We start from the raw sequence: 26,461 nt of genomic DNA on the forward strand, positions 1-26,461 counted from the left end.
TACCGTTTTCTCTATATTGGCACAGTAGGCAGTGCTTAGCGAATATTCACTTAAGCAAACTTCCCTTCATGGATCGCCGTATCCAGTGCCGTTAAACGCTCCGGGGTTCCCACATCAACCCAAATGCCTACCAATTTAGAAGCGGCAACCTGCTGATTCTGCATTGCCGCTTTTAGCAATGGCGCTAAAGGACGCTTGCCAGTCTCTAAGCCTTGGAACATCTTTGGATCAAGCACGGATACACCACTAAAAGTCAGGTTTTCACCTTCGACTTGCTGATCAAAGGTATAAGCTTTCCCGGCTGCAAGCGTAAAATCACCTTCAGGATGTTGTTCAGGGTTCTGCACAAGTACGAGATGCGCCAAATTACCCTTTAGATCAATATCCAGTAAAGGAGCAAAATCCATCGTGGTCCAGACATCACCATTTAACAGAATAAAAGGTTCATCACCGAGTAGCGGCAAGGCATTAATGATTCCTCCAGCGGTTTCCAGACCTTCACCCTCATGTGACCAAAGGATGTTGATGCCAAATCGTGAACCATCGCCCAAAGCTTCTGCGAGTTTTTCACCGAGCCAAGCCGTATTGATGACAATTTCAGTAACACCGATCGCAGCCAGTTTCTCTATATGCCAGACGATTAAGGGCTTGCCCCCAACTTCCAGCAAAGGCTTTGGCGTATGCAGCGTTAGCGGCCGCATACGATTGCCAAGACCTGCGGCCAAAATCATCGCTTTCATTTATGCAGCCACCTCATATGAGCCATATTTTGCTTCAAAAGCCGGCATCACTCGGTCACGGATAAACTGCATGAATGGCTCTAGCTCTGCATAAGTCTTAGATTCTTCAAGCAGATACCACATCACACGTGGTAAGTCCTTGAGATAACCTGACTTACCATCACGTTCAAACAGACGCACAAAAATACCGAGGATCTTGATATGACGTTGAATCGCCATCATGTCGGCATCTTTTTTAAACTGTTCAAAGTCACGGCCTTCTTTAGCAGATGCTGGCAATAACTCATAGAAAGTTTTGAACCAGCGATACACACGGTCGGCATTCCACTGCACATAAGCATCACGGGTAATCGAGATCAAGTCATAAGTATCGGCACCAATCACAGCATCCTGAAAATCAATCACACCGAGTTCGGTTTCATTGTCGATTTTCATCAAATTCCGGCTATGAAAATCCCGATGCACGATCACCTGTGGCTGTGCCAATGCGGCATTCGCCAAAATCGCAAAAGTGCGTTTGATCAAGGCGCTTTCTGATTCAGTCAGTTGAACCTTTAACGCTGGTAACATCCAGTCAGTCAGCAATTCCATTTCCGAGATCAGTTTTTCATAAGAATATGCCGGGAAATGCCCTTCTCCAGCAATCGATTGTAGTTGAATGAGCTGCTTAAAGCTTTGCTCATAATAGGCATCTACAGTCTCGTCATTCAGCAGATTCGACAGCAGCACATCACCAAAGTCTTCGAGCAGTAAAAAGCCATTTTCCAGGTCTTTTGCCACGATATGCGGAACACGCACGCCATGTGCATCAAAAAACTCATCTATCGTCACAAAAGGCACACAATCTTCTTTTTCTGGTGGTGCATCCATCAGCATAAATGTTTTATTATTCAGTTTGATTCGTGCATAACGACGGAAGCTGGCATCACCTGCTAAAAAATGAGTTTCAAATTGATCTGAACCGAGTACAGAGGCAATCCAAGATTGTATCAATTGTTCGCGTTGTGTATTCATTTGCAATTAATTCTAATACAGGCTGAGTTTTTAAAGTGCTAAGTGTAGCTACTTATCAACTTTTTCTCTATGATGCGACAATAATTAATTGCGATAAAAGCATGATTGGTTAATGAGACAAATGAAGCATCACTTTAAAATAAATCCTCTAGCGACTGCGATCTTAACCCTTTTATGTGGCAGCTCAGCCTCCGGCTATGCTGCATCAAATGTCTCGTCCGATGTAAATGCAGAACAACTCAAACAGCGCATAAATGAGACCTATCCAGGTGAAGCATTCTTTTCGCAATACTATGTCGACAAATCCTCAGCTGAAGCACAGCAGCGGCAGGAAAAATACTTAAGTTCGGCTTATTGTGAAGGCACCTGGGTGACCCCGATTGCCCCAGATGCAGCAACCGTTGCGCCAGATCAGGCTACATCCACCATTACTGCAGATTATGGACACTACAATCCAGCAGGTGACTCTTATTTAGAAGGCAATGTCATCATTGACCAGCAAGGTCGCCAGATTCGTGCTGAACGCGTAACGATTGATCAAACCCAGACCTATGCCAAAGCAGAAGGTCGGGTACAACTTGCTCAGGGTGGCCTGCTCTCACAAAGTGATGATATTAATTATAATTTAAAGACCCAAGAAGGCGACCTAAATAACAGCTTCTATATTGCCGAGCAGCAACATGCGCATGGTCGGGCAGAAAAGATCGCCAGAACCTCGACCGAGACGGTAGAACTGGAAAATGCGACCTATACCACCTGTCCACCTGAGCAAAAACCAACCTGGAAAATCCAGGCAGAAAAGATCAAGCTGAACCAGGAAACTGGACGTGGTGAAACCCGCAATACCAAGCTATATGTTAAAGATGTTCCGGTCTTGGCAGTTCCCTATTTCAACTTCCCGATTGATGACCGCCGCACTACCGGTATTCTGACGCCGACATTTGGCTTTACCAATGATGGTGGTCTGGAACTAGGTGTTCCAGTTTACCTGAATTTAGCGCCGCAATATGATGCGACGATTACGCCGCGTTATATTGGCGATCGTGGGGTAATGCTGGATGGCGAGTTCCGTTATCTGACTGAGAATTATGGTGAAGGCCGTATTTGGGGAGGTTATTTACCTTCCGATGAAAGCTATAGCGACGAAGACCGTAAAAGCCTGCATTTCTTACATAACTGGCAGATCAATAATCAGCTCTCCACCAATCTTGAATATAACTACGCTTCAGACAAAGATTACTTTGCCGATCTGGATAATAACCCGAACTCTAAAACTGACCTGAACTTACGCCGTGCCTGGGAAGTCAATTATAAAAATGGTATTCCTGGCTTAAAGGCACAATTCAAAGTCGAAGATTTCCAGACCCTAGATCCAACCGTACTGGATGAAGATCGTCCTTATGCACGTCTGCCGCAGCTTTTAGTCAATTACAAAACTGGCAATCCATTGGGATTACAGCTTGAGTTTAATAACGACACAGCATATTTCCAGAAGGATCTGAGAAATTTCGCTGATACTGATCCAACGGGTGAGAAGGTATATCAACCGAGTGGTACACGGATCTATAATGACTTTTCCGTGCGTTATAATCATTTTACCCCGTGGTCATTCTTCATTCCTCAGGCGACTGTACGCAACATCAATACTTTCTATGATGAAAAAACCCAAAGCCGTAGCGCGTCTAGTGAAAATAATTCAATTGTGGTGCCACAATTCACGCTGGACACCGGCTTAATTTTTGAAAAAGAAGGTACGTATCTACAGACCTTAACGCCTCGTCTGTTCTATGCGTATTCACCTTATGAGAACCAGCAGAATCAGCCAAACTTTGATTCAGTCGTCGCTTCGATTAATTATGATCAACTTTTCAGTGCGCGTCGCTTTTATGGTAATGACCGCCTGGAAGACAATAACTTTGCCTCCTTAGGTCTGAGCTATAGCCTATTTAATGAAGAAGGTCTGGAGCGCCTGCGTGCCAGCGTTGGACAGAGCTTTTTCTTTGAAGATCGCCGTGTAACGTTGGAAAATGATGCAGATGAATTCGACCGTGAAAGTCATACTGGCCCTGTAATTCAACTGACCAGCCAGCTGTCAAATAATGTTCACGTTAATCTGAACTCAAGCTGGATGTCGAATGGATCGAATGCCCAACGAGATTTGCAGGTTTATTATACAGGTGAGCAAGGCAATCTTTATAACCTAGGCTATTTCTATCGCAAAGATATTCCGAACCGTCAAAAGAGCTATGATCATGTGGTGGGTTCATTTATCCAGCCGATTGCCAACAACTGGCGTCTGGTTGGACATGCCCAGTTTGACCTCGACAATAGTGTCGCACGGGAATATTTACTTGGCGTGAACTATGAGTCATGCTGTTGGGGAGTTTCTGTTTACGGTCGCTCATATTACAATGACTTAGACGACGTTAATGATTCAAGCATCAAAGCCAAACGCGCCATTATGGCCGAAGTCAGCCTGAAAGGCTTAGGTGGGTTAAGCAGCAAACTCACCTCATTACTAGAAAATCGTATTCTAGGTTTTAACAATATCAATCAAACTTGGACAGAACGTTAATGAAGACAAAACAGTTAAAACAAATTTTTAAAGCAACCGCACTTGCGCTATGCCTTTCTTCAGCGATGACGACTTTTGCTGTTGCCCAACCTAAAGATGAAGTTGTAGCTGTAGTCGACAATAGTATCATTCTACGTAGTGACCTGGCTCAAGGTGTAGCCGAAATCTCACATCAGCTGCAAAAACAGAAAAAGGCAGTTCCACCACAACAATATCTTGAGCAACAAGCTTTAGAGCAACTGATTATTCGTCAGGCACAGCTTGAACAAGTTAAACGTTATAATATTCGTCCAGATGAAAAAGCTTTAAATGAAGCCGTCCTGAAAGTTGCCCGTGATTCTGGTTCACCGAGTCTGGAAGCATTCCAGCAGAAACTGGATGCCATGGCGCCCAATACCTATGCTTCTTTACGTAACCGTATCGCTGAAGATTTAGCACTGAATCGTTTACGTCAACAAATCGTGACTTCACGTATTCAAATTACAGATCAAGATGTTAAAAACTTCCTAAATACCCCGCAAGGTCAAGCTTTGCTTGGCAGTCAGGTCCATGTACTGCATTTACGGGTAAGCGGTGAAAATGCTGAACAAATTGCAACAAAGGTAAAGCAAGAATTAAATAGCAGCAATGACATTCAGGCGATCAGCAAAAAGTACAGCACTGGCGGCGTTAAAGTCGAAGCTGCTGATATGGGTGTGAGAAACCTGTCAGAAATTCCAGCAGAACTGGCTGCACGCGTGACCACCCTGCAACCAGGTCAAACTTCTGAACTGATTCCTGTCGCTGATGGTGTACATGTTCTGAAGCTCTTGGAACGTAAAGGTGGCGAACAGAAAGCCCTTGTTCCTCAATATTTAACACGACACATTCTGATTCAACCGTCTGAAGTGGTCAGTCCTGAAAATGCCAAACAAATGATTGATAGTCTGTATAACCGCCTCAAACAAGGTGAAGATTTTACTGTTTTAGCTTCAACGTTCTCCAATGATACTGGCTCGGCTCGTGATGGCGGAAGTCTTGGCTGGGTTAGCCCAGGGGTAATGGTACCTGAATTTGAACAGCAGATGAAAAGCACCCCAGTAGGTCAGTTCAGTAAACCATTTCAATCCCAGTTTGGCTGGCATATTCTGCAAGTGAGTGAAACACGCCAACAAGATATGACACAGGAATATCAGGAACGTATGGCTCGCCAATTGCTTGGTGAACGTCAATTTGATGCCGAATTAGATAGCTGGTTACGTGAAACGCGCAATAATGCTTATGTAGAAATCAAAGATCCTCAACTGGATCCTAAACGTAACCGTTAAGCCTTACCATAATCCTAAAAAGCCAACGACATCTCGTTGGCTTTTTATTTAAAAAACTTAAAACGTACAGATATAAAAAAACCTCTCATATAGAGAGGTTTTTTAATTTTCAAACTCGATTAACGATTGTTTTCATCGTCTGAAGAGTCTTCAAATTTAGTGTCGTTGTCAAAACCAGTGCCTTGACCACCAAAGCCAGCACCTTGACCACCGAAGCCACCTTGACCACCGAAGCCGGCACCTTGACCACCAAAGCCGCCTTGACCACCAAAGCCACCGCCTTGACCGCCGAAGCCACCTTGACCACCGAAGCCGCCGCCTTGACCGCCAAAACCACCTTGACCACCGAAGCCGCCAGCACCTTGACCGCCACCAAAGCCACCTGCAGCACCTTGACCACCGAAGCCCGCACCTTGTGGACCAGCAGGCGCGCCAGCAGGACGTGGATTACGTGCAGGTACTACAGTTGAAATTGCATGCTTATAAACCATTTGGCTTACTGTATTTTTTAATAAAACCACGTATTGGTCAAAAGATTCGATATGACCTTGTAATTTAATACCGTTTACCAGGAAGATAGATACTGGGATACGTTCCTTACGGAGAGAATTCAAGAATGGATCTTGTAAAGTTTGACCTTTAGACATGTTATAACTCCAAAAAAATTAAAAATCAGCGCAAAAACTATCTCTATTTTTCAATTAAAAATTATAAAAAAGATAGTCCCTAAATTTTGCTTTATCCGTGACAGTTTCGCAAGTCTTCTTGAGCCTGCTGTAGGGTAAAATATGTTGTAAATTTATGCTTTTCTTGCAAAGACCTTAACCACGTATATTGACGTTTTGCAAGTTGTCGTGTCGCAAATAAAGCTTTATCCTCCATTTCCCGTTGCTTTTCCTTGGTTTTATCAGCATTTTTTAAGAATTCCATAGCCTGACGATAACCCACTGAACGCATGGAAGGTAAATTTTCATTAAAATCGTATTTTTCAATTAAATTCACAACTTCATTTAAAAAACCGCTTTTCCACATAATTTCCAGACGTTGTTCAATACGCCCATGTAATTCTAACCGATCTGGCATCAGTGCATAATTATGGAAACTGTAACGATATGGTAAGTTTTTAGGTTGTTCTGCCTGTAGTTTTGTAATCGGCTCACCAGTCAATTTAAAAACTTCCAAGGCTCGAATAATGCGCTGCTTGTCGCTAACCTTGAATTTTTCACCGGCAATCGGATCGACTGCACATAATTCTGCATAAACCGCTTCCCAGCCCTCCTGCTCACCCTTGGCTTCAATCTCTGCCCGGATAGCATAGTCTGCACTTGGTAGGTTATCTGACAAACCTTCAAGCAAGGCCTTAAAATACAGCATGGTTCCGCCAACCAGAATCGGGGTTTTACCACGCACATGAATATCATCAATCAGGCGGCAAGCATCTTCGACAAAGTTGGCTGCAGAATACACTTCAAGTGGACTAATAATATCAATCAGATGATGCGGATAGCGCGCCAGTTCCTCTTTGGAGGGCTTGGCTGTACCAATGTCCATTTCCCGATAAACCAGTGCAGAATCGACCGAAATCAGCTCAAATCCCCCTTGCTCATACAGTTCACATGCCAAAGCGGTTTTACCACTTGCAGTTGGCCCCATTAAATTGATGACCGGCAATTGATTGGACATGTAAAACTACTCTCCTCGAGCAAAAAGTTTATCTAGTTGAGCCAATGGAAAGGCGCGCCAGGTCGGACGACCATGATTACATTGACTGGCAAATTCGGTTTGTTCCATCTGCCGTAATAAAGCATTCATTTCAGACAAACTTAGGATACGATGCGCTCGCACTGCACCATGACAGGCCATTCCCGCCAAAATTTGGTCACGCTTCTGCAATAGGCTTTGTGCTTGATCCCCCGGATCTAAATCATTCAATAATTCAGGAATCAGGGCATCGAAATCGGCCTTGTGTAGAATAGCCGGTACACCACGTACGATAACTTGCTCATCACCATACTGATCGATTTCCAGCCCCAAACGTGCCAACTGCTCTTTCAGCTCTTCGACACGCATGGCCTGCATCCGGCTAATATTCACGACTTTTGGAATGAGCAATTGCTGTGATGTCCAGAATTCAGGTTTATCCCAAGCCGATTTCATTTGCTGCAAGACAATACGCTCATGCGCCGCATGCATATCCACAATAATCAGACCTTCGGTATTTTGCGCCAGAATATAAATGCCATGTAACTGGGCAATAGCAATGCCCAATGGATGCTCATCCACTTTAGTGTTTACATGTGTCTGAAAAGACTGCTCAGGGCTGAATATTTCGGTTTCCGAACTTTCTCTGAGCGGTGCTAAATAACTTTGCAAGGCATTATTCAGCTGCTGTGAACCAGAATAAGATTTACGGTAATCTTGGGAATAATGCACTGTTTGTGGACCTGAAGATGCAAAATCGGTCAGCACATCTGAAGTTTCATTTTCACTTAAGGCAGATGTCGTTCTCACCACCTGTGGCTGAGAATGCGCAGTCTGATGCAGGCTGAACTGTTCCTGATAACGCGGTTGCGGGGCCGTCAAGCCAGGCTGCTCATCCTGTTTCATTGCCTCGGCTAAATCTGCAGTTGCGGTTTGGAATTGTGCTAACGTTTCTTTGGCATAATGCCGTACGAACTCATGTACTTCTCGTTGATTCAGGAAGCGAATTTCATGCTTGGTCGGATGGACGTTTACATCCACATTTTCTGGATCAACTTCCAAAAACAGTAAATAAGCCGCATGCTGATGTCCATGCAAGATGCCCTCATAGGCCATCCGCAAGGCATGAGAAATGGTTTTGTCTTTGACAATCCGGCCATTCACATAGACATATTGCAGATCTGCCTGTGAACGCGCATCCGAAGGATGACCAAGCCAGCCAGACAAATGCATGTTTATACTGTCTGCATCCATCCAGTAGGCATTTTCAGTAAACTGGCGGCCAAGCAATTGCTGTACCCGCTGAAAACGCAAAGCGCCGCTATCCGCCACGGGTAAATTCAGTTTGATGCTTTCATTATGTTCTAGCACAAAACGGATATCAAAATGCGTCAGTGCCATACGGCGCACAATTTCTTCGATATGACCAAATTCAGTGCCCGGTTTTTTCAGGAATTTACGTCGTGCAGGCACATTAAAAAACAAATCCTGAACCCGAATATGCGTCCCTTTTGAAGCCGCGACCGCTTGAATTTCCTGATGATCAAAAGCCGTGCCATTGACTTCGACCTGATAACCGATGCCCTCGTCACTTTGACTGCTGATCATGGTCAGGCGTGAAACCGCTGCTATCGACGCCAGTGCTTCGCCACGAAAGCCCAGACTGCTAATCGCATACAGCTCATCAGCACTCTGGATTTTGCTGGTGGCATGACGCATCACGGCCAGCGGTAAATCCTCATGATGAATTCCGCGTCCATTGTCGATGATTTCAATTAAAGTACTGCCGCCCTGTTCGACCCGAATGATCAGCTCTGTCGCCCCCGCATCAATCGAGTTTTCCAGTAACTCCTTGACCACAGAAGCCGGACGTTCAATCACCTCACCTGCGGCAATCTGGTTGGCAAGTGCAGGATCAAGGGCACGAATACGGCGCAGACTTAAATCATTCGACATGTGAAAATTGACGCTCCAGAGCCTCTCGTAAAGCAAGATTCGATGAAATCAGGCTTGCAGTACGGGTAAGTTCATCTTCAGATTTTAAAATTTCAATAATCAGGTCAGCTTGCGGAATTTCATCACCACCTTTAGATGGCCATTCAAATAAAAATAGCGCACTCGGTGTTTCCAGGTAATCCCGGATGCCCATCAGTTCCAGTTCATACGGATCATTCAGACGATACAAGTCAAAATGAAAAATATCCTGACCATTAATTTGATAGGGTTCGACCAGTGTATAAGTTGGACTTTTCACTGAACCTTTATGACCCAACTGTTGCAAATAATAACGCGTTAAGGTCGTTTTTCCTGCCCCTAGGTCACCAATCAGATACACGACCCCCGCAGGGAAATTCTCCGCCAGAACCTTGGCCAGTTTTTGGGTATCGTCTTCATGATTTAAAGTGACACTAAATGAATAAGGCATATTACTCACGACATGATGCAAAAGAATAAATATGATAGCATCGCCACGCTTTAAAAGCCTATTCACCTGTGTGAGAAACTGTATTTTTTCACAGCATCTGCTCCTTAAGAGGTTAATCTGCCTGCCATGCAACCAACTGTTGAATTTAACCCGCCTATGCTCAATGGGGTCAGTGCCAGTAAAGTGTTTTTGCCAGCCAGTCCGGATGCACCTCTGACAGTTTTTGCTTATTTATGCACGCAATTTGCGCATATCGCAGCAGATGAATGGCAGTCCCGTTTCGCCGAAGGTCTGGTCTATGATGCTCAGGGCAATCAATTATCAACAGAAAGTCCATTTCAGCCCAATAGCCATTGTTTCTATTATCGCTTTTTGGCACATGAAGTGCATATTCCTTTTCAACATCAGATTTTATTTGAAAATGAGCATTTCATGGTGGTCGATAAACCGCATTTTTTGACCATGAGCCCGACCGGACAATATGTGCAGGAAACGCTACTGGTTCGTCTTAAAAAGCAAACCGGCAATGAGCATTTAACGCCCATTCACCGGCTGGATCGTGAAACGGCAGGTGTGGTCCTGATTTCCAAATGCGTTGAATCACGTGGCCTGTACCAGCAGTTATTTGCTACACGGCAGGTGCAAAAAGCCTATCATGCGATTGCGGCGTATAATCCTAGTTTAAAATTCCCATTGGTCACACGATTGAGAATGCAAAAAGGTCAGCCTTTTTATACCATGCAAGTCCTAGACGGAACGCCGAATAGCGAGACGGCTATTGATCTGCTGGAACATAATACAGAATGGGCTAAATATGAGCTGAAACCGCATACTGGCAAACAACATCAATTACGGGTGCATTTGAATCATCTGGGTATTCCGATCCGTCATGATCCCTTTTATCCACAGGTAGCGCACAAGGCGGAAGATGATTTTTCTGCACCTTTAAGTTTATTGGCCAAACATATTCAATTTGTTGATCCGATCACGCAGAAAAGCATGAATTTCAGCTCGCAACTTGAATTGACACTGTAAATCGCTTGTCATTACAGATTATTTTCTAAAATCGGTCGCTTTAAGATTGAATTTCAAACGTAATTGATTAGAATAAAGGCGAAAAGTTAAGTAATTTAAAGCTTTAAAAATATTATGAGAAAAACTGAAGTTTATCAAATTCGCTTGGACTCGCAAGAGAAGAAACAAGCCTTTGCGGTATTTAAGCAATTGGGGATTACGCCAGCTCAGGCCGTGCGTCTTTTTTTCAAGCAAGTGGTGATTACCAAATCGATCCCCTTCTCGATTGAAAACCAGAATATCAACCTAGAACAACTGATTCGCCTGCGCAAGCTAAAACAAAATGAAGCGAAAACCGAGCAAAATGCGCTTTCCAGTTCTGCCCTGAATCTGCTGGATGATCAGGATGTCCAGTTGGATGATGATCATCTTGATTTATTTGAAGAACTGAATGCCATTTTGGGTGAAAGCGACAAAATTTAACATTGTTGCATTTCCGAACAATTTCTAAAGCCTGCCACTCCCAAACTTCGCTATGCTTGATGCTGATTATCAATAAAAAATTAGCTGGAGTATGCAATGCTCGTACGACGCGCCCAGTCAGCAGACCTGAATCAGCTGGCGGTATTATTTGATGAATATCGACAGTTTTATGGTACGTCTTCCAATCCTGAACTCTCTTACCAATTTTTAAAACAGCGTTTTGAAGATGGACAGACCGTCATTTTCATTAATACCAAAGATGATACTTTTACCGGCTTTATTATCCTGTATCTGGGTTTTTCTTCGGTGGCCTGCTCGACCTATTATATTCTGGATGATGTCTATATCACCCCGGTTTTTCGGCGTCAGGGCGCAGCCAAACAACTGATTGATACCGCGATTTTATTTGCCAAACATGAACAGGCCTTAAGAATCACTCTGGAAACCCAAAAGAATAATTATCAATCGCATAAATTGTACGAATCTATGGGATTTATCAAGGATGATGAATTTCAGACTTATCACTGTTTCCTGAAATAAGTCCTAATCTTTTCATCACATTTCAAGCGAATAAAAAATTTATTATTCCGAGCGGAATTTGGCCTGCGCCACCTGTTCAGCATTTAAATACAGCCATTCTCCTTCAGCCATTTCAGGCAAGGCCAAAGCACCAATCTGTGCACGGTGCAATTGTTCAACTTTATTGCCTACGGCAGCCAGCATGCGCTTCACCTGATGATAAACACCTTGATGAATGGTCATTTGCAGACGGTTCTCAGCCAATCGAGTCACTTCAGTAGCTGCAAAAATACCTTTTTCATTTCTTAATTCAACACCCTGTTTTAATTGCTGAATCTGTTCATCCGTGACTAGATCCGCAGTTTGCATCTGATAAACTTTAGCGACATGCTTTTTCGGATGTGTGAGCGCTTGCAGAAACTGTCCATCATCGGTCAGCAATAACAGTCCAGTGGTATCTTGATCCAGACGGCCTACACACTGAATCCCCCGATTTAGCAGAATGTCATCAAACAGGTCAAACACACTAAAATGATGCGTCGCCTGATGCGAACACTCGTAGCCTTGTGGCTTATTTAATGCGATATAGACTTTTTCCCGATAGGTATGACTTTTCCCATATACTTCGAAATTTAAGTTATTTAAATCCAGTTTATGTTTGGGATTATCAATCACTTCATCTTGAATTGAAACAGCACCATTTTTAATCAGTTGCTGACAATGCTTGCGGGAGCCGAAACCTTGTGACTGCAACATTTTTTCCAATAGCATCTGTTTATACCTGTATCGAGTGAAGACCTGTGCATTCTATCCTGAAACAGTCATGAATTTGGTTTCTTCCGCTGTTTTCTAGGTATCATGCGTTGAAAAGCTCTACAATAGCTTTATTTTTCACTCTATCTCTCCCCCTTATGTCGCAACTTGATTTGAATCTGATTGTTCTTTTGGTTTTACTGGCTTGCGGTATTTTCAGTCACAATAGTGCCGTCACCATTGCTGCAGCGGTGTTAATTGTTTTAAAAATCACGCCTCTCAGCAGTTTATTGCCTTATGTGCAGGCGCACGGTTTAAATATCGGCATTATTATTCTGACCATTGGTGTTCTGACACCGATTGCCAGTGGCAAAATTTCAGGAGAAAGTATTCTCAAATCTTTCCTGAGCTGGAAGTCTTTACTGGCAATCGCCATTGGGGTCTTTGTTGCGTGGCTGGGAGGACGTGGAGTGAAGCTGATGTCGAATCAGCCAGATGTGGTAGCCGGACTGTTATTAGGCACAGTGGCTGGTGTAGCAGTATTACGCGGTGTTCCAGTCGGTCCTTTAATTGCGGCTGGGATTTTATCGTTATTGATTAGTACACAATAAATGTACAAATCATCAGCGCGTATTCCCAGTATGCAATAATTTCTCAAAAATACATCACATGACCGGAAATATGCAGACCACCCGTTGATTATCTTGCGCTAAGCTCTAAAGCAATGCTTCAGGCTTGCTCAGAAGATACTATCAGATCAACGGAATACTTTATTAATTCAATCTTTTGAAACCAAGTCAAAGGAAAGTTATGATCTTTGAAGCTCTGACCTGATAAAAATTTGAAATTCAATAAATGACACACCCCAGTCTAATCTTTCAAAGCATAGACCAAACTTTCTATCGTCTGACCATTTTCCAAATATACTTTAACCGGGATACGTTGATATTCATCGCCTTCAAATGCATCCAGCTCATCCCAATATTGGGGAAGATTCTCGGATATGAATACATAACCCGGAACAATCTCTCCCGAATCACTGAGCTGAATACCCGGGCTACCCAGCTCAGCACCCCAACCACGCTGCTGCAAATACCCACGAATATAACCGGCTTTCCAGCTCCCCCCAATCCGCTCCATGACAGGAGCATTGGGTTGCTGCGGACGAAGCGTGCCGTATACGAATAAACTGTGCATCTTAAGAACTCTTAAACATCACTTTTAATGATTATTCTACAAATAGTAGTGCCAGACGCACTTGGTCATAAGCCATTTTAGGCGTGGTCAATTCCACAATCGGACGCAACTTAATAGAACCGTCATCATTAAAATGCTCCGAATTTTGACGCTTGGTCAGGCGTTTATAAATCTTGCGAACCTGCTCCACCACTTCCTCACCCGGATGTGCCAGCGAGATATCCAGCCCCTGCTCTTTATGCAAACGCCCCAAATGATTGATGATGGTTGCCGGGGTCAAACCACGTTCAGTCGCGATATCGGCAATTTCATAACCTTCTTCAAACAGTTCACGCGTTTCGTCTAGCGTTGCAGCGGCATAGCTTTGCTTACCCCCATTCTTGGAAATTTTCTTCTCATTGCGCTGGATTTCAACTTCATTCAAAGTCCCGCCACAATGTCGGATAAAGGCCTTATGCTGTGCCGTCAAATCGACATTTTCAAAATTCGCTTCGGCTTCATCAGAAAGTTCTTGAAAACGGCGATCGGCTTTAATTGCCAGACTATCGAGTTCCAAAGCCTGCTCATTAAAACCTTTTAATCGTAGGCCATTTAAGCTTTTCAAACGGGACAACGCGACATAGCCCTGTCCTTTTTCAAAAGTATGGCTCAGGTCAATCTCGGCAGCTTCCAGGGTCATGCCTTGTGATTTATGAATGGTAATCGCCCAGGCCAGACGCAATGGAATCTGCTGGAAACTGGCAATGGTTTTACCGGCCTCATTGTCTACCGACCAGGTTTCAGGCTCAACCACCAATGTAGTGCCATCGGTCAGTTTGACTTTAGGCAGCACACCATATTCATCATCTTCTTCAAAACTGATCACTTCGCCCAAACTGCCGTTGATATAACCCATATCAAAGTTGTTTTTCACAAACATGACTTTGGCATGTTTTTTCAGGGTTAAGGCTTCAGGCGCTCGCACTGACGATTTTAAAGTCTCGATCAGCTTTTCATTGCCATCGCACTGCGCATCAAACTGGCGTGGATCATTGTCAATTTCATTCAGATGTTTAAAGTTAATACTGTCCACATCCATATTATGCGTATACAGGCGCGTATAGGTATCGCCGATTTCTTGATGTCGCGTGGCCTGTAAAGCAGTGCGGTGTTCATGGCTAATCGCCTGCGCACGGATCGCATTCAGAATGTCATTCAAATAATCATTGCCCTGACGATGCTGCTCAGTTAGGTAGCAAACGCGAAACTTGGCTTCGACCCAGGCATCCGACATAAAGCAGAATTTGTCGCGGTTGCGCTCATCATTTTTACCGACTGGCGGTAACTGGAAAAAGTCCCCTGCTACAATCACCTGAATACCACCGAAAGCTTCATCACTTTCCTTGAAATATTTCAATACCTGATTGACCAGATTCAGCTGCTTGGCATGCAGCATTGAAATTTCGTCAATAATCAGGACTTGCGCATTTTCCAGATGTTCTTTTAAGTATTTGCGCTCTTTCATCCGCTTTAAGTCTTCTTCAGACAAAAAGTCTTTAATGCCAATGCCTGCCCAGGTATGAATAGTCATACCATTCATGTGTGTGGCTGCAATACCGGTCGATGCGGTAATCGCGACGGCGACCTTACGTGCCTTTAAATAATTAATATATTGATTCAGCGTATAGGTTTTTCCTGCACCGGCAGAACCGGTTAAAAAGACATTTTCTCCTGCTTTGAGTAACTTAAGGGCAGTTTCCTGTTTCATAAGAGCAATACCGTAAAAGAACGGCTATAGCCTAACGATTTTTAGCGGAAAAGTTAAGCGTCATGGAGGAAAACAAGCTGTATTGAACTGTCAGGCCTGCAAGTTGAGCCAGTTAATAAAATGCATGGCGATATTACTGTATTCAGCTTCTGCTTTCTGGTTATTCGGATATTCCAGCTGATCAAAAATCACCTGTCCATTCACCAATTGACATCCCAAGATCAAAGGTAAACGTACGGCAGGATGAGACATACGAAAGGCCACATACTGCCCTTCCACAATTTGCTGAGCATAGCTTGCCGCCAGACAGTTCCTGAAAATTTTAGATTCCTCTAAAATCCGATCCAAAGTTTTAAGCTCTTCAAAACGCCAGTTAAAATACAGTAAAAATGAAACCTGAGTGATTGGTGTCCAGTTCACCAGTGCGAACTGTTTTTTCAGCTTGGCGATCATTTCCTGCTTTTGAACCTGATCATGCCAGACGACCGCCTGATTAAACAAACTGGTCCAGCTCAGATTTTTCGGTATTTCTGTATGGCTGGAAAAATACTCTACCAGATAGTCACGCACATAACTGTCAAATAGCGACTCACGTACATGCCCGCTTTGCAAATAAAACAGCTGCCTGAACTCAGTAAAAGGAATGCGATAGCGGTGCAGAACATTATAGAAATCACGATTCTGCTGGCTTTGAGGCTGAATATACACCAGAACCTCATCGGGTAAATGCGCCGTAATTTTATATAAATGCTGCATATACGCCTGCATCACCCGGCTCAAGTTCAGATAAACCTTTTTAGTCAGCTGATCATCCATTTTAACCACATTGCGCAGCAGCTCCATCCATTCGTCCAGATACAGGATTGAAGGGCTAATCGCAATCCGCTGATCCTCAATCGATTGGCGTGTGCCTTTTAATACCACCGCCTGATTATACTGATGCTGAAACCAGTCATGCTGGATGGCATATTCATGCATGCTATGAATAAACAATCGCGCCGAGACATATTGAAAATATTGTAAAGTCGCCAGAATAATCTGTGGATGTATATGATGGCTGTCTATAAAACTTAAGGCCGTTACTGCGACCCGCACACTGCTATGCTGGATATTATTACTAATCCAGTCCAGTACCTCGGCCGGTTGCTTAAAGATCCAGTTCACGGCACGATGACAATCAAATAGTGGCAATCGGGCTACTTTTTTCTGCCATAAATACGGATGATTTTCCAGGAAATTCCGTTTGGATAATAAATCATCCCGATGCCACACGTCCCGGTTCATCAATCGGACAAAACCGAGCAAATTACTTTGCTCCTCAGCATGCCGATATAGCAAACAGATATCATCAGTATGATCATTCAATTCATGCAGATTAAAGCGCTCTTCAAAAGACAGCGACATAATCCGGAACAGTGCCGGAGGCAAAAACTGTGCGGCGCTAAAACAGAACTCATCCAGACTGTCTATCAATGACTGGATCGACAGGAATTCATCCTGCTGTAGACACTCCAAAGAAAAAGCCTGTTGCAAGCTTTCAAGAATCTGCTGTGGAATCTCTTGTTCATCCTGAATAAAGTTTTGCATGACAGGTGCTGTATACAACCCGGCCTTGATCAGCTGCTGGTCGATAATCTCAGCTTGAACAATCGACATTTGCTGCAAAAATTCGGACACCCGTTCCAGGCCATTAACCCACGCATAAACCTGGGCCAGGATAAGCTGACGTAACTGTTTGGCTTTGTCGCGTAAATACAGCGAATGCTGTGGTTTTAAATCGCCAGTCAGGAAATAGATATCCTGTAAAAAGAATTCCTCCAGGGCTTCTGCCTTACATTGCTGAAAATAAAAATGACTGTCAACCAAAGCAGGTGCAGCTCCAGAGTCTAGTGCATAGGGAGTATGAAACTGGATATAAAACAGACCATCCAGCAATTCAATCCGGCACTGATCCTGCTGAATTTTTATTAAATTTTGTGCATTCAGATGACCAATTATTGCCATCTGATCAAGATAAAGCTGGTTCAGCTCTGGAGAAATCCGTAAACATTGTTGTGCCAATAACCTTAAAGATGCTACCAAGCTTTCCTGTTCCATACGTACACCTCGGTCATCTTAGAATCATCTTATTTTTATATTGGATCATGCTGAGTCCTTGATCGCCAATCAGTGAACACTTAAAAATACATTATGGCATCACTTGCACTATAAAACCGTCCATGCATCCTCATTGCTAAAAATAGAACATTTCAATAGATCATAGCCTAGATTTTACAGGAAGAATTTTTCTTTTTTAGTCTTGCTGACGTAGCGCCTTAAGCTCGGCCAAGCCGGTATAAATATGTTGCTGCAAGCTGTGTCGAAATGCAATCAGCTCTTCCTGAGTCTGAACCTGAGCAATCGATTGTCGCGGCATAAACTGAAAATAAAATGGCAGGCGTTTTGGGAATAATCGTTTAGGCAAAGATGGAATCACATCGCCCTGACGTAATAATTTATTGAGTTGCGGTACTTTGAGGAGTTTTTGAAAACATTTATGCTGGATGATCTTATTGGCATCAAAGCCAATCTCGTAGACTTCATCCCCACCGAGCGCGGCAAAAGGGACAATATCATAGTTAAATTCCTGAGCCAGCTTTAAAAACCCGTAGCGTTGTTTCCAGATCAGTTGATACTGTTCACCCTGACGTTTAAGTACTTCGCGTCCACCTCCCGGAAAGACCAGAATAGAATAACCCTGCTGCATCACAGCACGTACATAATGCTGGATACCATCGACTGCCCCAAACTTCTTCACGGCTTCACGCCATAAGGGCACATAAAAATGGCTATGATCCGCAATGCTGACCACAGCCACCTTATGTTCGTTATAGAGGTAATCAATCAGCATCGGCGAATCAAAGATGCCGTACATGGAATGATTACCGACATACATTGCAGGCCGACTGGCATCAATATATTCAGCCCCTAAAAAGGTAGGGGTAAAATATAATTTGGATAAGGCACTTAAGCGTCTAATCCATTGCCCATCATGTTTGACCTGCAAGCTGTCTGCTCCCTATCTACTCCGGATTATGCCACGCGTTTTTGGACCAGAATCGAACCTACTGAATAACCCGCACCAAATGAACACAACACGCCATATTCACCATCTTCAACTTCATGTGCAGTACGATGCAAGGCAATGATCACCCCGGCAGAAGACGTGTTGGCAAACTCGTTCAGAATGATCGGTACCAGACCAGGTTTGGCATTTTCTTTACCAACCACCAGTTTCAGGATCAGTTCATTCATGCTGGCATTGGCCTGGTGTAACCAGAAGCGTTTAACACCTGTCGGCTCAATCTGATTCTTTTCCAGTTGCGCAGTAATCATTTTCGCAACCAGTGGACAGACTTCTTTAAATACCTTACGACCATCCTGACGGAAACGTTTGTCGTCAATGTCAGCATTTTCAGAAGTATTCAAGAAACCAAAGTTATTGCGGATGTTATTCGAGAACTGGGTAAACAACTCAGAATCCAGAATTTCAAAACCGGTTTTGCTGTCGGTATTTTCAATAATTGAAGCGGTTGCCACATCACCAAAAATAAAGTGACAGTCACGTGAACGGAAATCGGTATGTGCAGAGGTAATTTCCACATTCACCAATAACACACGGCGCGCGCCTGCTTTGATCGCATCATAAGCCTGTTTCAGACCAAATGTTGCTGCAGAACACGCCACGTTCATGTCATAGGCATAGCCTTTGATACCTAGAGCGGTTTGAATCTCGATCGCTACGGCAGGATAAGCACGTTGCAAATTCGAGCATGACAAGATCACGATATCAATGTCTTCGGCAGTCACACCGGCATTTTCCATCGCCTGTTTGGCTGCGATTACGCCCCATTCTGCTTGCAGTGAAATTTCATCATCTGCACGTTCACGTAAATTAGGACGTAAGCGTTTTGGATCAAGAATACCTGATTTTTCTACGACATAGCGGCGTTGTACGCCAGATGCTTTTTCAATAAAGTCTGCGCTAGAACCACGACGCGCTTCAACTTCGCCTGCAGCGATTTTGTCAGCATTTTCGTGATTAAACAGTTCCACATAAGCATTTAAACTTTCAACTAATTCTTCATTGGTGATGACATGTTCCGGATGGAATAAGCCAGTACCCGTAATGCGGATGCCCATGTAAAATTCCTTATCTGAATTACCTATATCTTAACTGATTCCAAGACGATCCCATACTTTTTGCAAGCGAGTTGGAGACACAGGTGCTTTTGTTTTCATCGGTTGTGAAAACAATGAGATTCTTAACTCCTCGACCATGAAATACAATTCTTTCAGGCGAGGGTCATCTTTAAACTTGAATAATTTTTCCATCCATTGATCAATTTGGTCAATGGCGGAATTGTCCCTTTGTAGATTATTGGGCAAGCGCTCCAAACGCAAGATCAAGGCTTTCAAATAACGTGGAAATTCGATCCATACATCGGAAGGTTTACGATACACAAAGTCAGAAAGGCTCATTAAATCAAGTTGATCTTCAATATCATTGATATTTTTTTCAAACACAGAATGATCTAAAACCAATAATTTCCGCCGGATTTCCTGCCACTGGATATAAATATCCGTGATCTCTTTCAGGGCAACTTGGCCATAAGTCAAGAAAGATTTTTTTACATCTTCAACCAGTTTTTGGAACTCTTGCGCATTGACAGGTAATTCATTAATAGACATGTGCAGTGTGGCATAAACTAACATTTGTTCCAGTTGTGCCTTATCACCGAGTGGTGAATAAGCCAGCGCCAGAGGTTTGGAAATCTGTTTTTTCAACTGGCGGGTCAAGTCTCCGAGTTGCATATGCACCAGTCGGATCACTCCTTCACGATGTTTTTTGATCGCTTCAGCCTGATCATTAAAAGTCTGAATCACCACACCCGATTCATCTTTCTGCTCCAGGGCAGAAAAAGCTTTAGTCGGAACCAGCGCCTGGTACTGCTTGACCACGACACCGGTGACTTTTTGTGAGGCTTCAAATACAAAGCTTTCCGGGAAGGTTTTAAATTCACCTTTAAGCTGTTTGACCGGACTATGCGTTTCAGTCCGACAGCGCGCTTTCAGCTCGGCAAGATCACGCCCCTGCTCAATGACACGACCTTTTTCATCAGTCACTTTAATAAAAGGCAACAGATATTGGTCTACCCGGTCAAAGCTGAAATCTTTCTCCGTGATTTGTTCGCCTCGCAGCTGGAATGCCAAGAAACTAAAAATATGTTTCTGTAAATCCTGCGCATCTACTTTTGCCATGAGTTTTTGTGCAGTATCCGGAATCGGCACCAGATTACGGCGCTTATCCTTCGGCAAAGCTTTTAGCAATGCTTCAATCAGATCCAGACGCCAACCCGGAATCCCCCATGACCAGATACCTTCATCGACCTGGGCCAAGGCTTGCAGGGGAATTTTAACTGTCGCGCCATCTTCATCATGACTCGGGTCAAAACGATAGGTTGCAGCCAGACGCAGGCTACCATTGTGCAAATAGTCCGGAAATTGTTGTGTCGTCGGCCGGTCATTCAGCCATAGCGCATCATCATCGACAAATAAATAACGCGGATTCTGAGGCTCAACCGTGGCACGCCAGTCTTCAAAAGTACGACGGCTGGCCACTTCAGGCGGCACTTTCGAGGCATAGAACTGGTAAATGGTTTCTTCATCAACCACCAGATCACGACGGCGTAATTTGTCTTCTACTCGCTCGACTTCTTCCAGTTTAAGCAAGTTATGCTTTAAAAATGGTGGAGTAATGCCTAAATGCCCAGTGGTTAAAGCATCCCGCAAGAAAATTTCATGTGCGGCCGCCTGATCTACTTTTTCATAATTGATTGGGCGTTTCGGCTCAATAATCAGACCAAATAATGAAATCTGATCATAGGCATTCACCACACCGGCTTTTTTCGACCAGTGCGGTTCAAAATAATGATGCTTGAGCAAGTCACGCGCGGCCAGCAGAATCCATTCCGGCTCAATCTTGGCTAGGGTACGCAAATACACCTGGGAAGTCTCGACCATTTCAAAGGCCATCACCCACGGCGTATTGGTCTTGTGCAAGGTAGAAGCTGGGAAAATCCGTGCTTTTTGCTGACGCACCGCCATAAAAACATTACGCTCATCGGTCTTGTTGGCGATAAATGATAAGAGACCGGTCAACAAGGCACGGTGCAGATTCTCATAACTGGCTTTATTTTCATTAAATGACAGTTTTAAACCCTTAGCCAAATCCACCAGCTGCTCATGAGTTTTCTTCCATTCACGTAAACGCAGCCAGCTCAGGAAGTGATTACGCGCAAAAGTACGGCGCTTATTTTCACTCATGCTTTCGCGATTATTGTGTAGCGTTTCCCAAAGCTTGATATAGAACAGGAAATCAGAATCGGCTTCACGGAATAGTGCATGTTTCTGATCCGCCTGCATCTGCTTGTCCGCAGGGCGTTCACGCGGGTCCTGAACTGCAAGTGCGGCCACAATCACCAGCACTTCATTCAGCACGCCAAAATGTGCACCACCAAGAATCATGCGGGCCAGACGTGGATCGATCGGCATTTTCGCCATTTGCTGACCGATCTTGGTTAAGCCACTGCTTTGAAGTCTCCCTTTCTCAAAGGGTGAGGCGTTATGCGACGCAAGAGAGGGATTTGCTTGATCATCTTCAGTTTTAGGAGAATTTTTCTCAGCCATTGCCCCCAGTTCAATGAGGAGCTTGCGGCCATCATTGACCAAACGATGATCTGGTGGTTCGATGAAATCAAAATCTTCGAGTGAACCCAAGCTCAGACTTTGCATCTGCAAAATTACAGATGCCAGGTTGGTTCGCTTTATTTCTGGTTCGGTAAACTCAGGACGGCTCAGGAAGTCTTCCTCAGAATACAGACGTATACAGACACCCGGCGCAATACGACCACAACGACCTTTACGCTGGTTCGCGGCTGCCTGAGAAACGGCTTCAATTGGTAGACGTTGCACCCGTGAACGATAGTTATAACGCGAAATACGGGCAAAACCGCTATCAATCACATACCGGATATTCGGAACGGTTAAAGCTGTTTCTGCTACGTTGGTGGCAATAATAATGCGTCGCCCGCCACCAGAAGGATTAAAGATTTTCTGCTGTTCGGCCAGCGCCAGACGCGCATATAAAGTTAATACTTCCGTATGGCGTGGCCCATGTTTGATCAGGGTTTCCTGTAACTCGCGAATTTCCTGCTCGGTACTGGCAAAAATCAGGATATCGGCATGTTCGGGATGACCTTTTTCCTGTGCATCCTGAAAGCATTCTTCGACTGCTTTGACCACAGCGCGAGGCAGGTTTTCTTCAAAATCATCAAACTCATCATCATCACTACCGCCAATGCTCATTTCCGAGATCGGGCGATAACGCAGCTCTACCGGGAAGCTGCGGCCTTCCACTTCAAAAATTGGTGCACCATTAAAGTAACTGCTAAAACGGTTTACATCCAGGGTTGCTGAAGTAATGATGACTTTCAGATCGGGACGACGTGGCAATAGCTGCTTCAGATAACCCATAATGAAGTCGATATTCAGCGAACGTTCATGCGCTTCATCAATAATAATCGTGTCATATTTGGTCAGGTATCGGTCATGCGTCAGTTCGGCCAGTAAAATACCGTCTGTCATCAAACGCACAATTGAGTCTTGTGAACCCTGTTCCGTAAAACGTACTTTAAAGGAAATTGATTCACCGAGTTTTTCGCCAACTTCTTCGGCAATACGCTGTGATACGCTGCGGGCTGCCAGTCGACGCGGCTGGGTATGTCCGATCATTCCGGTCAGGCCACATCCAGCCAGCATAGCAATTTGCGGTAACTGGGTGGTTTTACCAGAACCGGTTTCGCCAGCCACAATAATCACCTGATGCTTTTGAATCGCGGCAATCAGCTTATCAGTGTACTGAGTAACCGGTAGATCCTGATTCAGCTTGATGTTCGGAAGACGTTCAAGCCGTTGCCGTACTTTCAGATTGGATTTTTCAAATAATTCCTGATACTGCTTGGCATCTGCGTCTTTCCCCTTTTTCAGTCGATTTAAACGGTGACGGTCACGCGCCATTATCCATTGATCTACATTTAAATGACTCTGCACAGAGAAAACACCCACATCAAAAAACAGGAAAGGTTTATTTTACTTGGTTCATTAGATTTCAGATAGTCGTAGTTCTGTTAAGTGCCGGACAAATTGGCTTTGGCTGCCTGATTTCCCTCAATTCAGCGCCATAAACCTATCAAAATATCTATATGACACGCTTGAATTTTCCTGAGTAGATTTAATCATCAGTTTAATTTTGAAATTGATATTTAAATTATTTTGCGGAAAACATGCTTTTTTCCTGATTCACCCTTGAATTTTTTGGTTTCAACATCATGTTTGCTAGCACGAGGAAAAAGAGATAATTTTGTCATCAGGCCATCATCTTGATGCTGCTCAATGAACAAAGCGATTTTGCCGAAGTGGCGCGTTTTTACTTAATTCGGTTTTTCCGATGTTTGTAATGTAAAAATACCATTTTAGCATCAACCAAAATTTCGATACTCTTATTCAAAATCAAAGACTACCTCAATCATGGAGACAATGATGAGCTTAATTAATACTGAAGTTAAACCATTTAAAGCAACTGCATTCCAAAACGGCAAATTCATTGAAGTTACTGAAGCTGACCTGAAAGGCAAATGGTCTGTTGTATTCTTCTACCCAGCTGACTTCACTTTCGTTTGCCCGACTGAACTTGGTGACCTTGCTGACAACTACGCTGAATTCCAAAAACTAGGCGTTGAAATCTACTCAGTTTCTACTGACACGCATTTCACTCATAAAGCTTGGCACGATTCTTCAGAAGAAATCAAAAAAATCCAGTATGTAATGGTTGGCGATGCAAACTGGACTCTTGCTAAAAACTTTGACGTATTAATCGAAGCTGACGGCCTTGCTGATCGTGGTACTTTCGTGATCGATCCAGAAGGTAAAATCCAAATCGTTGAAATCAACGCTGGTGGTATCGGCCGTGATGCTCAAGAACTTCTTCGTAAAGTTAAAGCAGCTCAGTATGTACATGCTCACCCAGGCGAAGTTTGCCCAGCTAAATGGAAAGAAGGCGATGCAACTCTTGCTCCTTCTATCGACTTAGTTGGTAAAATCTAATTTTAATTAGATTGAACTGATTCAAAAAACCACGCTTTTTAGCGTGGTTTTTTATAGTTTGAACTTTTATGTCAGCACAATACTGGATTTTATTTTTTAAAATTATTTTATTAGAACTTAAAATATTATAGTCCTATTTTTTTCTTGATCCATCATATAAAAATTCAGGCATATCTTTTGCTTCACTTTCCCATAATCCTTACCCATTCTTACAATTGAGCTATACATCTGCAGAGCCATATGGCATAAGTTCAAATGATAAGATAAGAAATATTCAGTGGAGGAACGCATATGCAAAAACTGCTTACCGTGATTTCTTGGAAATACAATCCCTCAAGCCGCCACCTGAAAATTGTATACAGTAATGGTCATACCGAGCTGTATCATCCCGTACCTGAATTTATTTATGACAACTTACTAAGACGCCAAGACAAAGCCGCATTCGTGGAAAAGTATCTCGAATATAATTTACATTTTAATAAAATTTGCATGGATTAGAGCCAATCAAATTAACGCAATCCCACCATCAGCAAACCTGCGCCTATGGGTACAATACTCATGATAAAACGTGGGTCTTGCTGAATTAAGGCAATAAACTCTTCGACTTCTGCTGCATGTGAAATGACATTATCAACTACTAGTAACCCGCCCTTTGCTTTAAGTAATCGACTCAAATGTGGCCAGTAACTGACATAAGCATCTCGTTCAGCATCTAACAGGATAAAATCAAATATTTCCTTTTCTGCCTCCAGATAAACCTGAGCATCAATTACTTTAAAATTGATTAAATCTGCAAGATCTATTTCTGTCGCATATTGCTTTGCCTGAGCAACCCGTTCTGCATCAACTTCAAGAGTTGTAATCATGGCTTGAGTCTGCCGAGCCGCTTCTGCCAGCCATAAAGTGGAATAACCGGTAGAGGTGCCAATTTCCAGAATATTTTTGGATTGTTGCGCACGAATCAGCATAGATAAAAATCGGCCTGATTCTGGCTCTATATTGCGATATCGGTGCAGGCGATCTGCCTGTTTAAGGTCATGCCTATGAAATTTTTCATATAATTCTTGCATGAATCTTTCAAATTTATCTGAATTTTGCATCACTCTTCCCTGAGTCTGTTTGGCTTAAAGTGCCTGAATCAATTTAAAGCGTTCTACTTCACGATCATCGTGGGTAGTAATGGTCTCAGTGAACATCGTTAAAGGACGTACCCAAATTGAATAATCCCCATAAAGACATTGATAAACCACTAGCTTTTCTTCAGTTTCACTGTGCGTGGCGACATGAAACACCTGATAAAGCTGTCCCTTATAATGTTGATAAATACCGCGTTGTAATTCCATCATTCAATTCTCAAATATCTTGTTTTAATCTTAGCTGAAAATCCTTATTCTTGCTCTAAACTACTTGAAGATTAATCTTTCGACCCCATATAGAACTTTGAAATTAATAATGAATTTTTCAACAAATCTGTAAATCCGATCAATAAAATAAAAACAAACTGTTTTAACTATTTATTCAATTCATTTAATATCCTGTTATCAAATAAACATTTACTCCTTTGGAGACGTTAGCAATGTTAGACCGAAATACTTCAGCTCAACTTAAAACCCTATTAGAACGCCTGGAAGGCCCAATTGAACTGGTCGCCACTCTGGATAGTTCTGACAAATCAGCCAAAATCCAGGAACTGGTGTCCGAAGTGGCTGCACTGTCTGATCTGGTCACTGCACGCTTTGACGGAACCAATAAACGTGCGCCAAGTTTCGGGATTGCAAAAGC

23 protein-coding genes and 1 pseudogene are annotated in these 26,461 nt (G+C 43.4%); 9 read left to right on the top strand and 15 right to left on the bottom strand.

Translation table 11 applies throughout. The features are described 5' to 3' along the window. Positions 1-50: 50 nt before the first annotated feature. The gene (murU, locus tag ACP7AK_RS10530) at positions 51-740 is read right to left on the bottom strand and encodes an N-acetylmuramate alpha-1-phosphate uridylyltransferase MurU (protein WP_253174244.1); all 690 of its coding nucleotides are present in this window, start codon (positions 738-740) and stop codon (positions 51-53) included. Then, positions 741-1,754 carry an aminoglycoside phosphotransferase family protein gene (locus ACP7AK_RS10535; protein WP_425879858.1) on the bottom strand — a complete coding sequence of 338 codons (1,014 nt, stop codon included), beginning with the start codon at positions 1,752-1,754 and terminating at the stop codon, positions 741-743. It lies immediately after the preceding gene. A gap of 121 nt (positions 1,755-1,875) precedes the next feature. Between ACP7AK_RS10535 and ACP7AK_RS10540 the strand changes: the two genes are divergently transcribed. Further along, positions 1,876-4,329 carry an LPS-assembly protein LptD gene (locus tag ACP7AK_RS10540; RefSeq protein WP_409665521.1) on the top strand — a complete coding sequence of 818 codons (2,454 nt, stop codon included), beginning with the start codon at positions 1,876-1,878 and terminating at the stop codon, positions 4,327-4,329. Then, positions 4,329-5,636, top strand: a complete 1,308-nt coding sequence (locus ACP7AK_RS10545; RefSeq protein WP_044109557.1) for a peptidylprolyl isomerase — start codon at positions 4,329-4,331, stop codon at positions 5,634-5,636. Before ACP7AK_RS10540 ends, ACP7AK_RS10545 begins: the two co-directional genes overlap by 1 nt. A 119-nt stretch (positions 5,637-5,755) precedes the next feature. On the opposite strand, the gene hfq is transcribed toward ACP7AK_RS10545, so the two are convergent. From hfq to tsaE, 4 genes are all read right to left on the bottom strand, one after another. Continuing rightward, positions 5,756-6,283: an RNA chaperone Hfq gene (gene hfq, locus ACP7AK_RS10550; RefSeq protein WP_004278899.1), complete on the bottom strand. Its 528-nt coding sequence runs from the start codon at positions 6,281-6,283 to the stop codon at positions 5,756-5,758. A 91-nt stretch (positions 6,284-6,374) separates the two neighbouring features. Continuing rightward, positions 6,375-7,319, bottom strand: coding sequence for a tRNA (adenosine(37)-N6)-dimethylallyltransferase MiaA (gene miaA / locus ACP7AK_RS10555; protein WP_004645483.1), 945 nt, complete (start codon positions 7,317-7,319; stop codon positions 6,375-6,377). Between the two features lie 6 nt (positions 7,320-7,325). Then, entirely contained in the window at positions 7,326-9,293 is a 1,968-nt protein-coding gene (gene mutL / locus ACP7AK_RS10560) for a DNA mismatch repair endonuclease MutL (RefSeq protein ID WP_425879859.1), read from the bottom strand. Continuing rightward, positions 9,283-9,762: a tRNA (adenosine(37)-N6)-threonylcarbamoyltransferase complex ATPase subunit type 1 TsaE gene (gene tsaE, locus ACP7AK_RS10565; protein ID WP_219310036.1), complete on the bottom strand. Its 480-nt coding sequence runs from the start codon at positions 9,760-9,762 to the stop codon at positions 9,283-9,285. The genes mutL and tsaE overlap by 11 nt, the downstream gene beginning before the upstream one ends. A 126-nt stretch (positions 9,763-9,888) precedes the next feature. On the opposite strand from tsaE, the gene ACP7AK_RS10570 reads away from it, so the two are divergent. The 3 genes from ACP7AK_RS10570 to ACP7AK_RS10580 all read left to right on the top strand — a co-directional run bounded on the left by ACP7AK_RS10570 (position 9,889) and on the right by ACP7AK_RS10580 (position 11,799). Continuing rightward, positions 9,889-10,797 carry a pseudouridine synthase gene (locus tag ACP7AK_RS10570; RefSeq protein ID WP_425879860.1) on the top strand — a complete coding sequence of 303 codons (909 nt, stop codon included), beginning with the start codon at positions 9,889-9,891 and terminating at the stop codon, positions 10,795-10,797. A gap of 114 nt (positions 10,798-10,911) precedes the next feature. Continuing rightward, positions 10,912-11,259, top strand: a complete 348-nt coding sequence (locus ACP7AK_RS10575) for a type II toxin-antitoxin system RelB/DinJ family antitoxin (protein ID WP_253146241.1) — start codon at positions 10,912-10,914, stop codon at positions 11,257-11,259. 96 nt (positions 11,260-11,355) lie between these two features. Next, complete coding sequence (locus ACP7AK_RS10580) at positions 11,356-11,799, top strand: GNAT family N-acetyltransferase (RefSeq protein ID WP_004278907.1); 444 nt, start codon at positions 11,356-11,358, stop codon at positions 11,797-11,799. Positions 11,800-11,841: 42 nt separating this feature from the next. Here the strand turns inward: ACP7AK_RS10580 and ACP7AK_RS10585 are convergent, their stop codons facing one another. Beyond that, positions 11,842-12,549 carry a pseudouridine synthase gene (locus tag ACP7AK_RS10585; protein ID WP_425879861.1) on the bottom strand — a complete coding sequence of 236 codons (708 nt, stop codon included), beginning with the start codon at positions 12,547-12,549 and terminating at the stop codon, positions 11,842-11,844. 140 nt (positions 12,550-12,689) lie between these two features. Here ACP7AK_RS10585 and ACP7AK_RS10590 point away from each other — a divergent pair, with 140 nt between their 5' ends. Further along, positions 12,690-13,142, top strand: a complete 453-nt coding sequence (locus ACP7AK_RS10590; RefSeq protein ID WP_004645490.1) for a DUF441 domain-containing protein — start codon at positions 12,690-12,692, stop codon at positions 13,140-13,142. 259 nt (positions 13,143-13,401) lie between these two features. On the opposite strand, the gene ACP7AK_RS10595 is transcribed toward ACP7AK_RS10590, so the two are convergent. The 6 genes from ACP7AK_RS10595 to hrpA form a co-directional block, all read right to left on the bottom strand. Then, positions 13,402-13,728, bottom strand: a complete 327-nt coding sequence (locus ACP7AK_RS10595) for a gamma-glutamylcyclotransferase family protein (RefSeq protein WP_085064566.1) — start codon at positions 13,726-13,728, stop codon at positions 13,402-13,404. Between the two features lie 31 nt (positions 13,729-13,759). Then, positions 13,760-15,475, bottom strand: coding sequence for an AAA family ATPase (locus ACP7AK_RS10600; RefSeq protein WP_129716622.1), 1,716 nt, complete (start codon positions 15,473-15,475; stop codon positions 13,760-13,762). Positions 15,476-15,565: 90 nt separating this feature from the next. Next, positions 15,566-17,572 carry a hypothetical protein gene (locus ACP7AK_RS10605; protein ID WP_425879862.1) on the bottom strand — a complete coding sequence of 669 codons (2,007 nt, stop codon included), beginning with the start codon at positions 17,570-17,572 and terminating at the stop codon, positions 15,566-15,568. Between the two features lie 196 nt (positions 17,573-17,768). After that, positions 17,769-18,521, bottom strand: a complete 753-nt coding sequence (locus tag ACP7AK_RS10610) for a 1-acyl-sn-glycerol-3-phosphate acyltransferase (protein ID WP_425879863.1) — start codon at positions 18,519-18,521, stop codon at positions 17,769-17,771. A gap of 26 nt (positions 18,522-18,547) precedes the next feature. Next, positions 18,548-19,657: a beta-ketoacyl-ACP synthase III gene (locus tag ACP7AK_RS10615; protein ID WP_004278914.1), complete on the bottom strand. Its 1,110-nt coding sequence runs from the start codon at positions 19,655-19,657 to the stop codon at positions 18,548-18,550. A gap of 30 nt (positions 19,658-19,687) precedes the next feature. Continuing rightward, positions 19,688-23,626: an ATP-dependent RNA helicase HrpA gene (hrpA, locus tag ACP7AK_RS10620; RefSeq protein ID WP_425879864.1), complete on the bottom strand. Its 3,939-nt coding sequence runs from the start codon at positions 23,624-23,626 to the stop codon at positions 19,688-19,690. Positions 23,627-24,115: 489 nt separating this feature from the next. Here hrpA and ahpC point away from each other — a divergent pair, with 489 nt between their 5' ends. Both ahpC and ACP7AK_RS10630 read left to right on the top strand, forming a co-directional pair. Then, positions 24,116-24,679 carry an alkyl hydroperoxide reductase subunit C gene (ahpC, locus tag ACP7AK_RS10625; RefSeq protein WP_004278916.1) on the top strand — a complete coding sequence of 188 codons (564 nt, stop codon included), beginning with the start codon at positions 24,116-24,118 and terminating at the stop codon, positions 24,677-24,679. 291 nt (positions 24,680-24,970) lie between these two features. After that, positions 24,971-25,177, top strand: a complete 207-nt coding sequence (locus ACP7AK_RS10630; protein ID WP_004278917.1) for a KTSC domain-containing protein — start codon at positions 24,971-24,973, stop codon at positions 25,175-25,177. 11 nt (positions 25,178-25,188) lie between these two features. On the opposite strand, the gene ACP7AK_RS10635 is transcribed toward ACP7AK_RS10630, so the two are convergent. Together ACP7AK_RS10635 and ACP7AK_RS10640 are read right to left on the bottom strand one after the other, a co-directional pair. Beyond that, positions 25,189-25,779 carry an O-methyltransferase gene (locus tag ACP7AK_RS10635; RefSeq protein ID WP_425879865.1) on the bottom strand — a complete coding sequence of 197 codons (591 nt, stop codon included), beginning with the start codon at positions 25,777-25,779 and terminating at the stop codon, positions 25,189-25,191. A gap of 24 nt (positions 25,780-25,803) precedes the next feature. Next, positions 25,804-26,022 (bottom strand): DUF1653 domain-containing protein, encoded by a 219-nt coding sequence (locus ACP7AK_RS10640; protein WP_004278919.1) that lies wholly within the window; start codon positions 26,020-26,022, stop codon positions 25,804-25,806. Positions 26,023-26,255: 233 nt separating this feature from the next. Here ACP7AK_RS10640 and ACP7AK_RS10645 point away from each other — a divergent pair. Continuing rightward, a pseudogene (locus tag ACP7AK_RS10645) lies at positions 26,256-26,461 on the top strand (alkyl hydroperoxide reductase subunit F); the annotation flags it as partial.

This window comes from Acinetobacter sp. TWP2-2-3 (assembly GCF_049896445.1).
GTDB lineage: Bacteria > Pseudomonadota > Gammaproteobacteria > Pseudomonadales > Moraxellaceae > Acinetobacter.

Coding starts and splice junctions, on each gene's coding strand:
- murU (WP_253174244.1), bottom strand. CDS start 740: ATGAAAGCGATGATTTTGGCCGCAGGTCTTGGCAATCGTATGCGGCCG.
- ACP7AK_RS10535 (WP_425879858.1), bottom strand. CDS start 1,754: ATGAATACACAACGCGAACAATTGATACAATCTTGGATTGCCTCTGTA.
- ACP7AK_RS10540 (WP_409665521.1), top strand. CDS start 1,876: ATGAAGCATCACTTTAAAATAAATCCTCTAGCGACTGCGATCTTAACC.
- ACP7AK_RS10545 (WP_044109557.1), top strand. CDS start 4,329: ATGAAGACAAAACAGTTAAAACAAATTTTTAAAGCAACCGCACTTGCG.
- hfq (WP_004278899.1), bottom strand. CDS start 6,283: ATGTCTAAAGGTCAAACTTTACAAGATCCATTCTTGAATTCTCTCCGT.
- miaA (WP_004645483.1), bottom strand. CDS start 7,319: ATGTCCAATCAATTGCCGGTCATCAATTTAATGGGGCCAACTGCAAGT.
- mutL (WP_425879859.1), bottom strand. CDS start 9,293: ATGTCGAATGATTTAAGTCTGCGCCGTATTCGTGCCCTTGATCCTGCA.
- tsaE (WP_219310036.1), bottom strand. CDS start 9,762: ATGCCTTATTCATTTAGTGTCACTTTAAATCATGAAGACGATACCCAA.
- ACP7AK_RS10570 (WP_425879860.1), top strand. CDS start 9,889: ATGCAACCAACTGTTGAATTTAACCCGCCTATGCTCAATGGGGTCAGT.
- ACP7AK_RS10575 (WP_253146241.1), top strand. CDS start 10,912: ATGAGAAAAACTGAAGTTTATCAAATTCGCTTGGACTCGCAAGAGAAG.
- ACP7AK_RS10580 (WP_004278907.1), top strand. CDS start 11,356: ATGCTCGTACGACGCGCCCAGTCAGCAGACCTGAATCAGCTGGCGGTA.
- ACP7AK_RS10585 (WP_425879861.1), bottom strand. CDS start 12,549: ATGCTATTGGAAAAAATGTTGCAGTCACAAGGTTTCGGCTCCCGCAAG.
- ACP7AK_RS10590 (WP_004645490.1), top strand. CDS start 12,690: ATGTCGCAACTTGATTTGAATCTGATTGTTCTTTTGGTTTTACTGGCT.
- ACP7AK_RS10595 (WP_085064566.1), bottom strand. CDS start 13,728: ATGCACAGTTTATTCGTATACGGCACGCTTCGTCCGCAGCAACCCAAT.
- ACP7AK_RS10600 (WP_129716622.1), bottom strand. CDS start 15,475: ATGAAACAGGAAACTGCCCTTAAGTTACTCAAAGCAGGAGAAAATGTC.
- ACP7AK_RS10605 (WP_425879862.1), bottom strand. CDS start 17,572: ATGGAACAGGAAAGCTTGGTAGCATCTTTAAGGTTATTGGCACAACAA.
- ACP7AK_RS10615 (WP_004278914.1), bottom strand. CDS start 19,657: ATGGGCATCCGCATTACGGGTACTGGCTTATTCCATCCGGAACATGTC.
- ahpC (WP_004278916.1), top strand. CDS start 24,116: ATGAGCTTAATTAATACTGAAGTTAAACCATTTAAAGCAACTGCATTC.
- ACP7AK_RS10630 (WP_004278917.1), top strand. CDS start 24,971: ATGCAAAAACTGCTTACCGTGATTTCTTGGAAATACAATCCCTCAAGC.
- ACP7AK_RS10635 (WP_425879865.1), bottom strand. CDS start 25,779: ATGCAAAATTCAGATAAATTTGAAAGATTCATGCAAGAATTATATGAA.
- ACP7AK_RS10640 (WP_004278919.1), bottom strand. CDS start 26,022: ATGGAATTACAACGCGGTATTTATCAACATTATAAGGGACAGCTTTAT.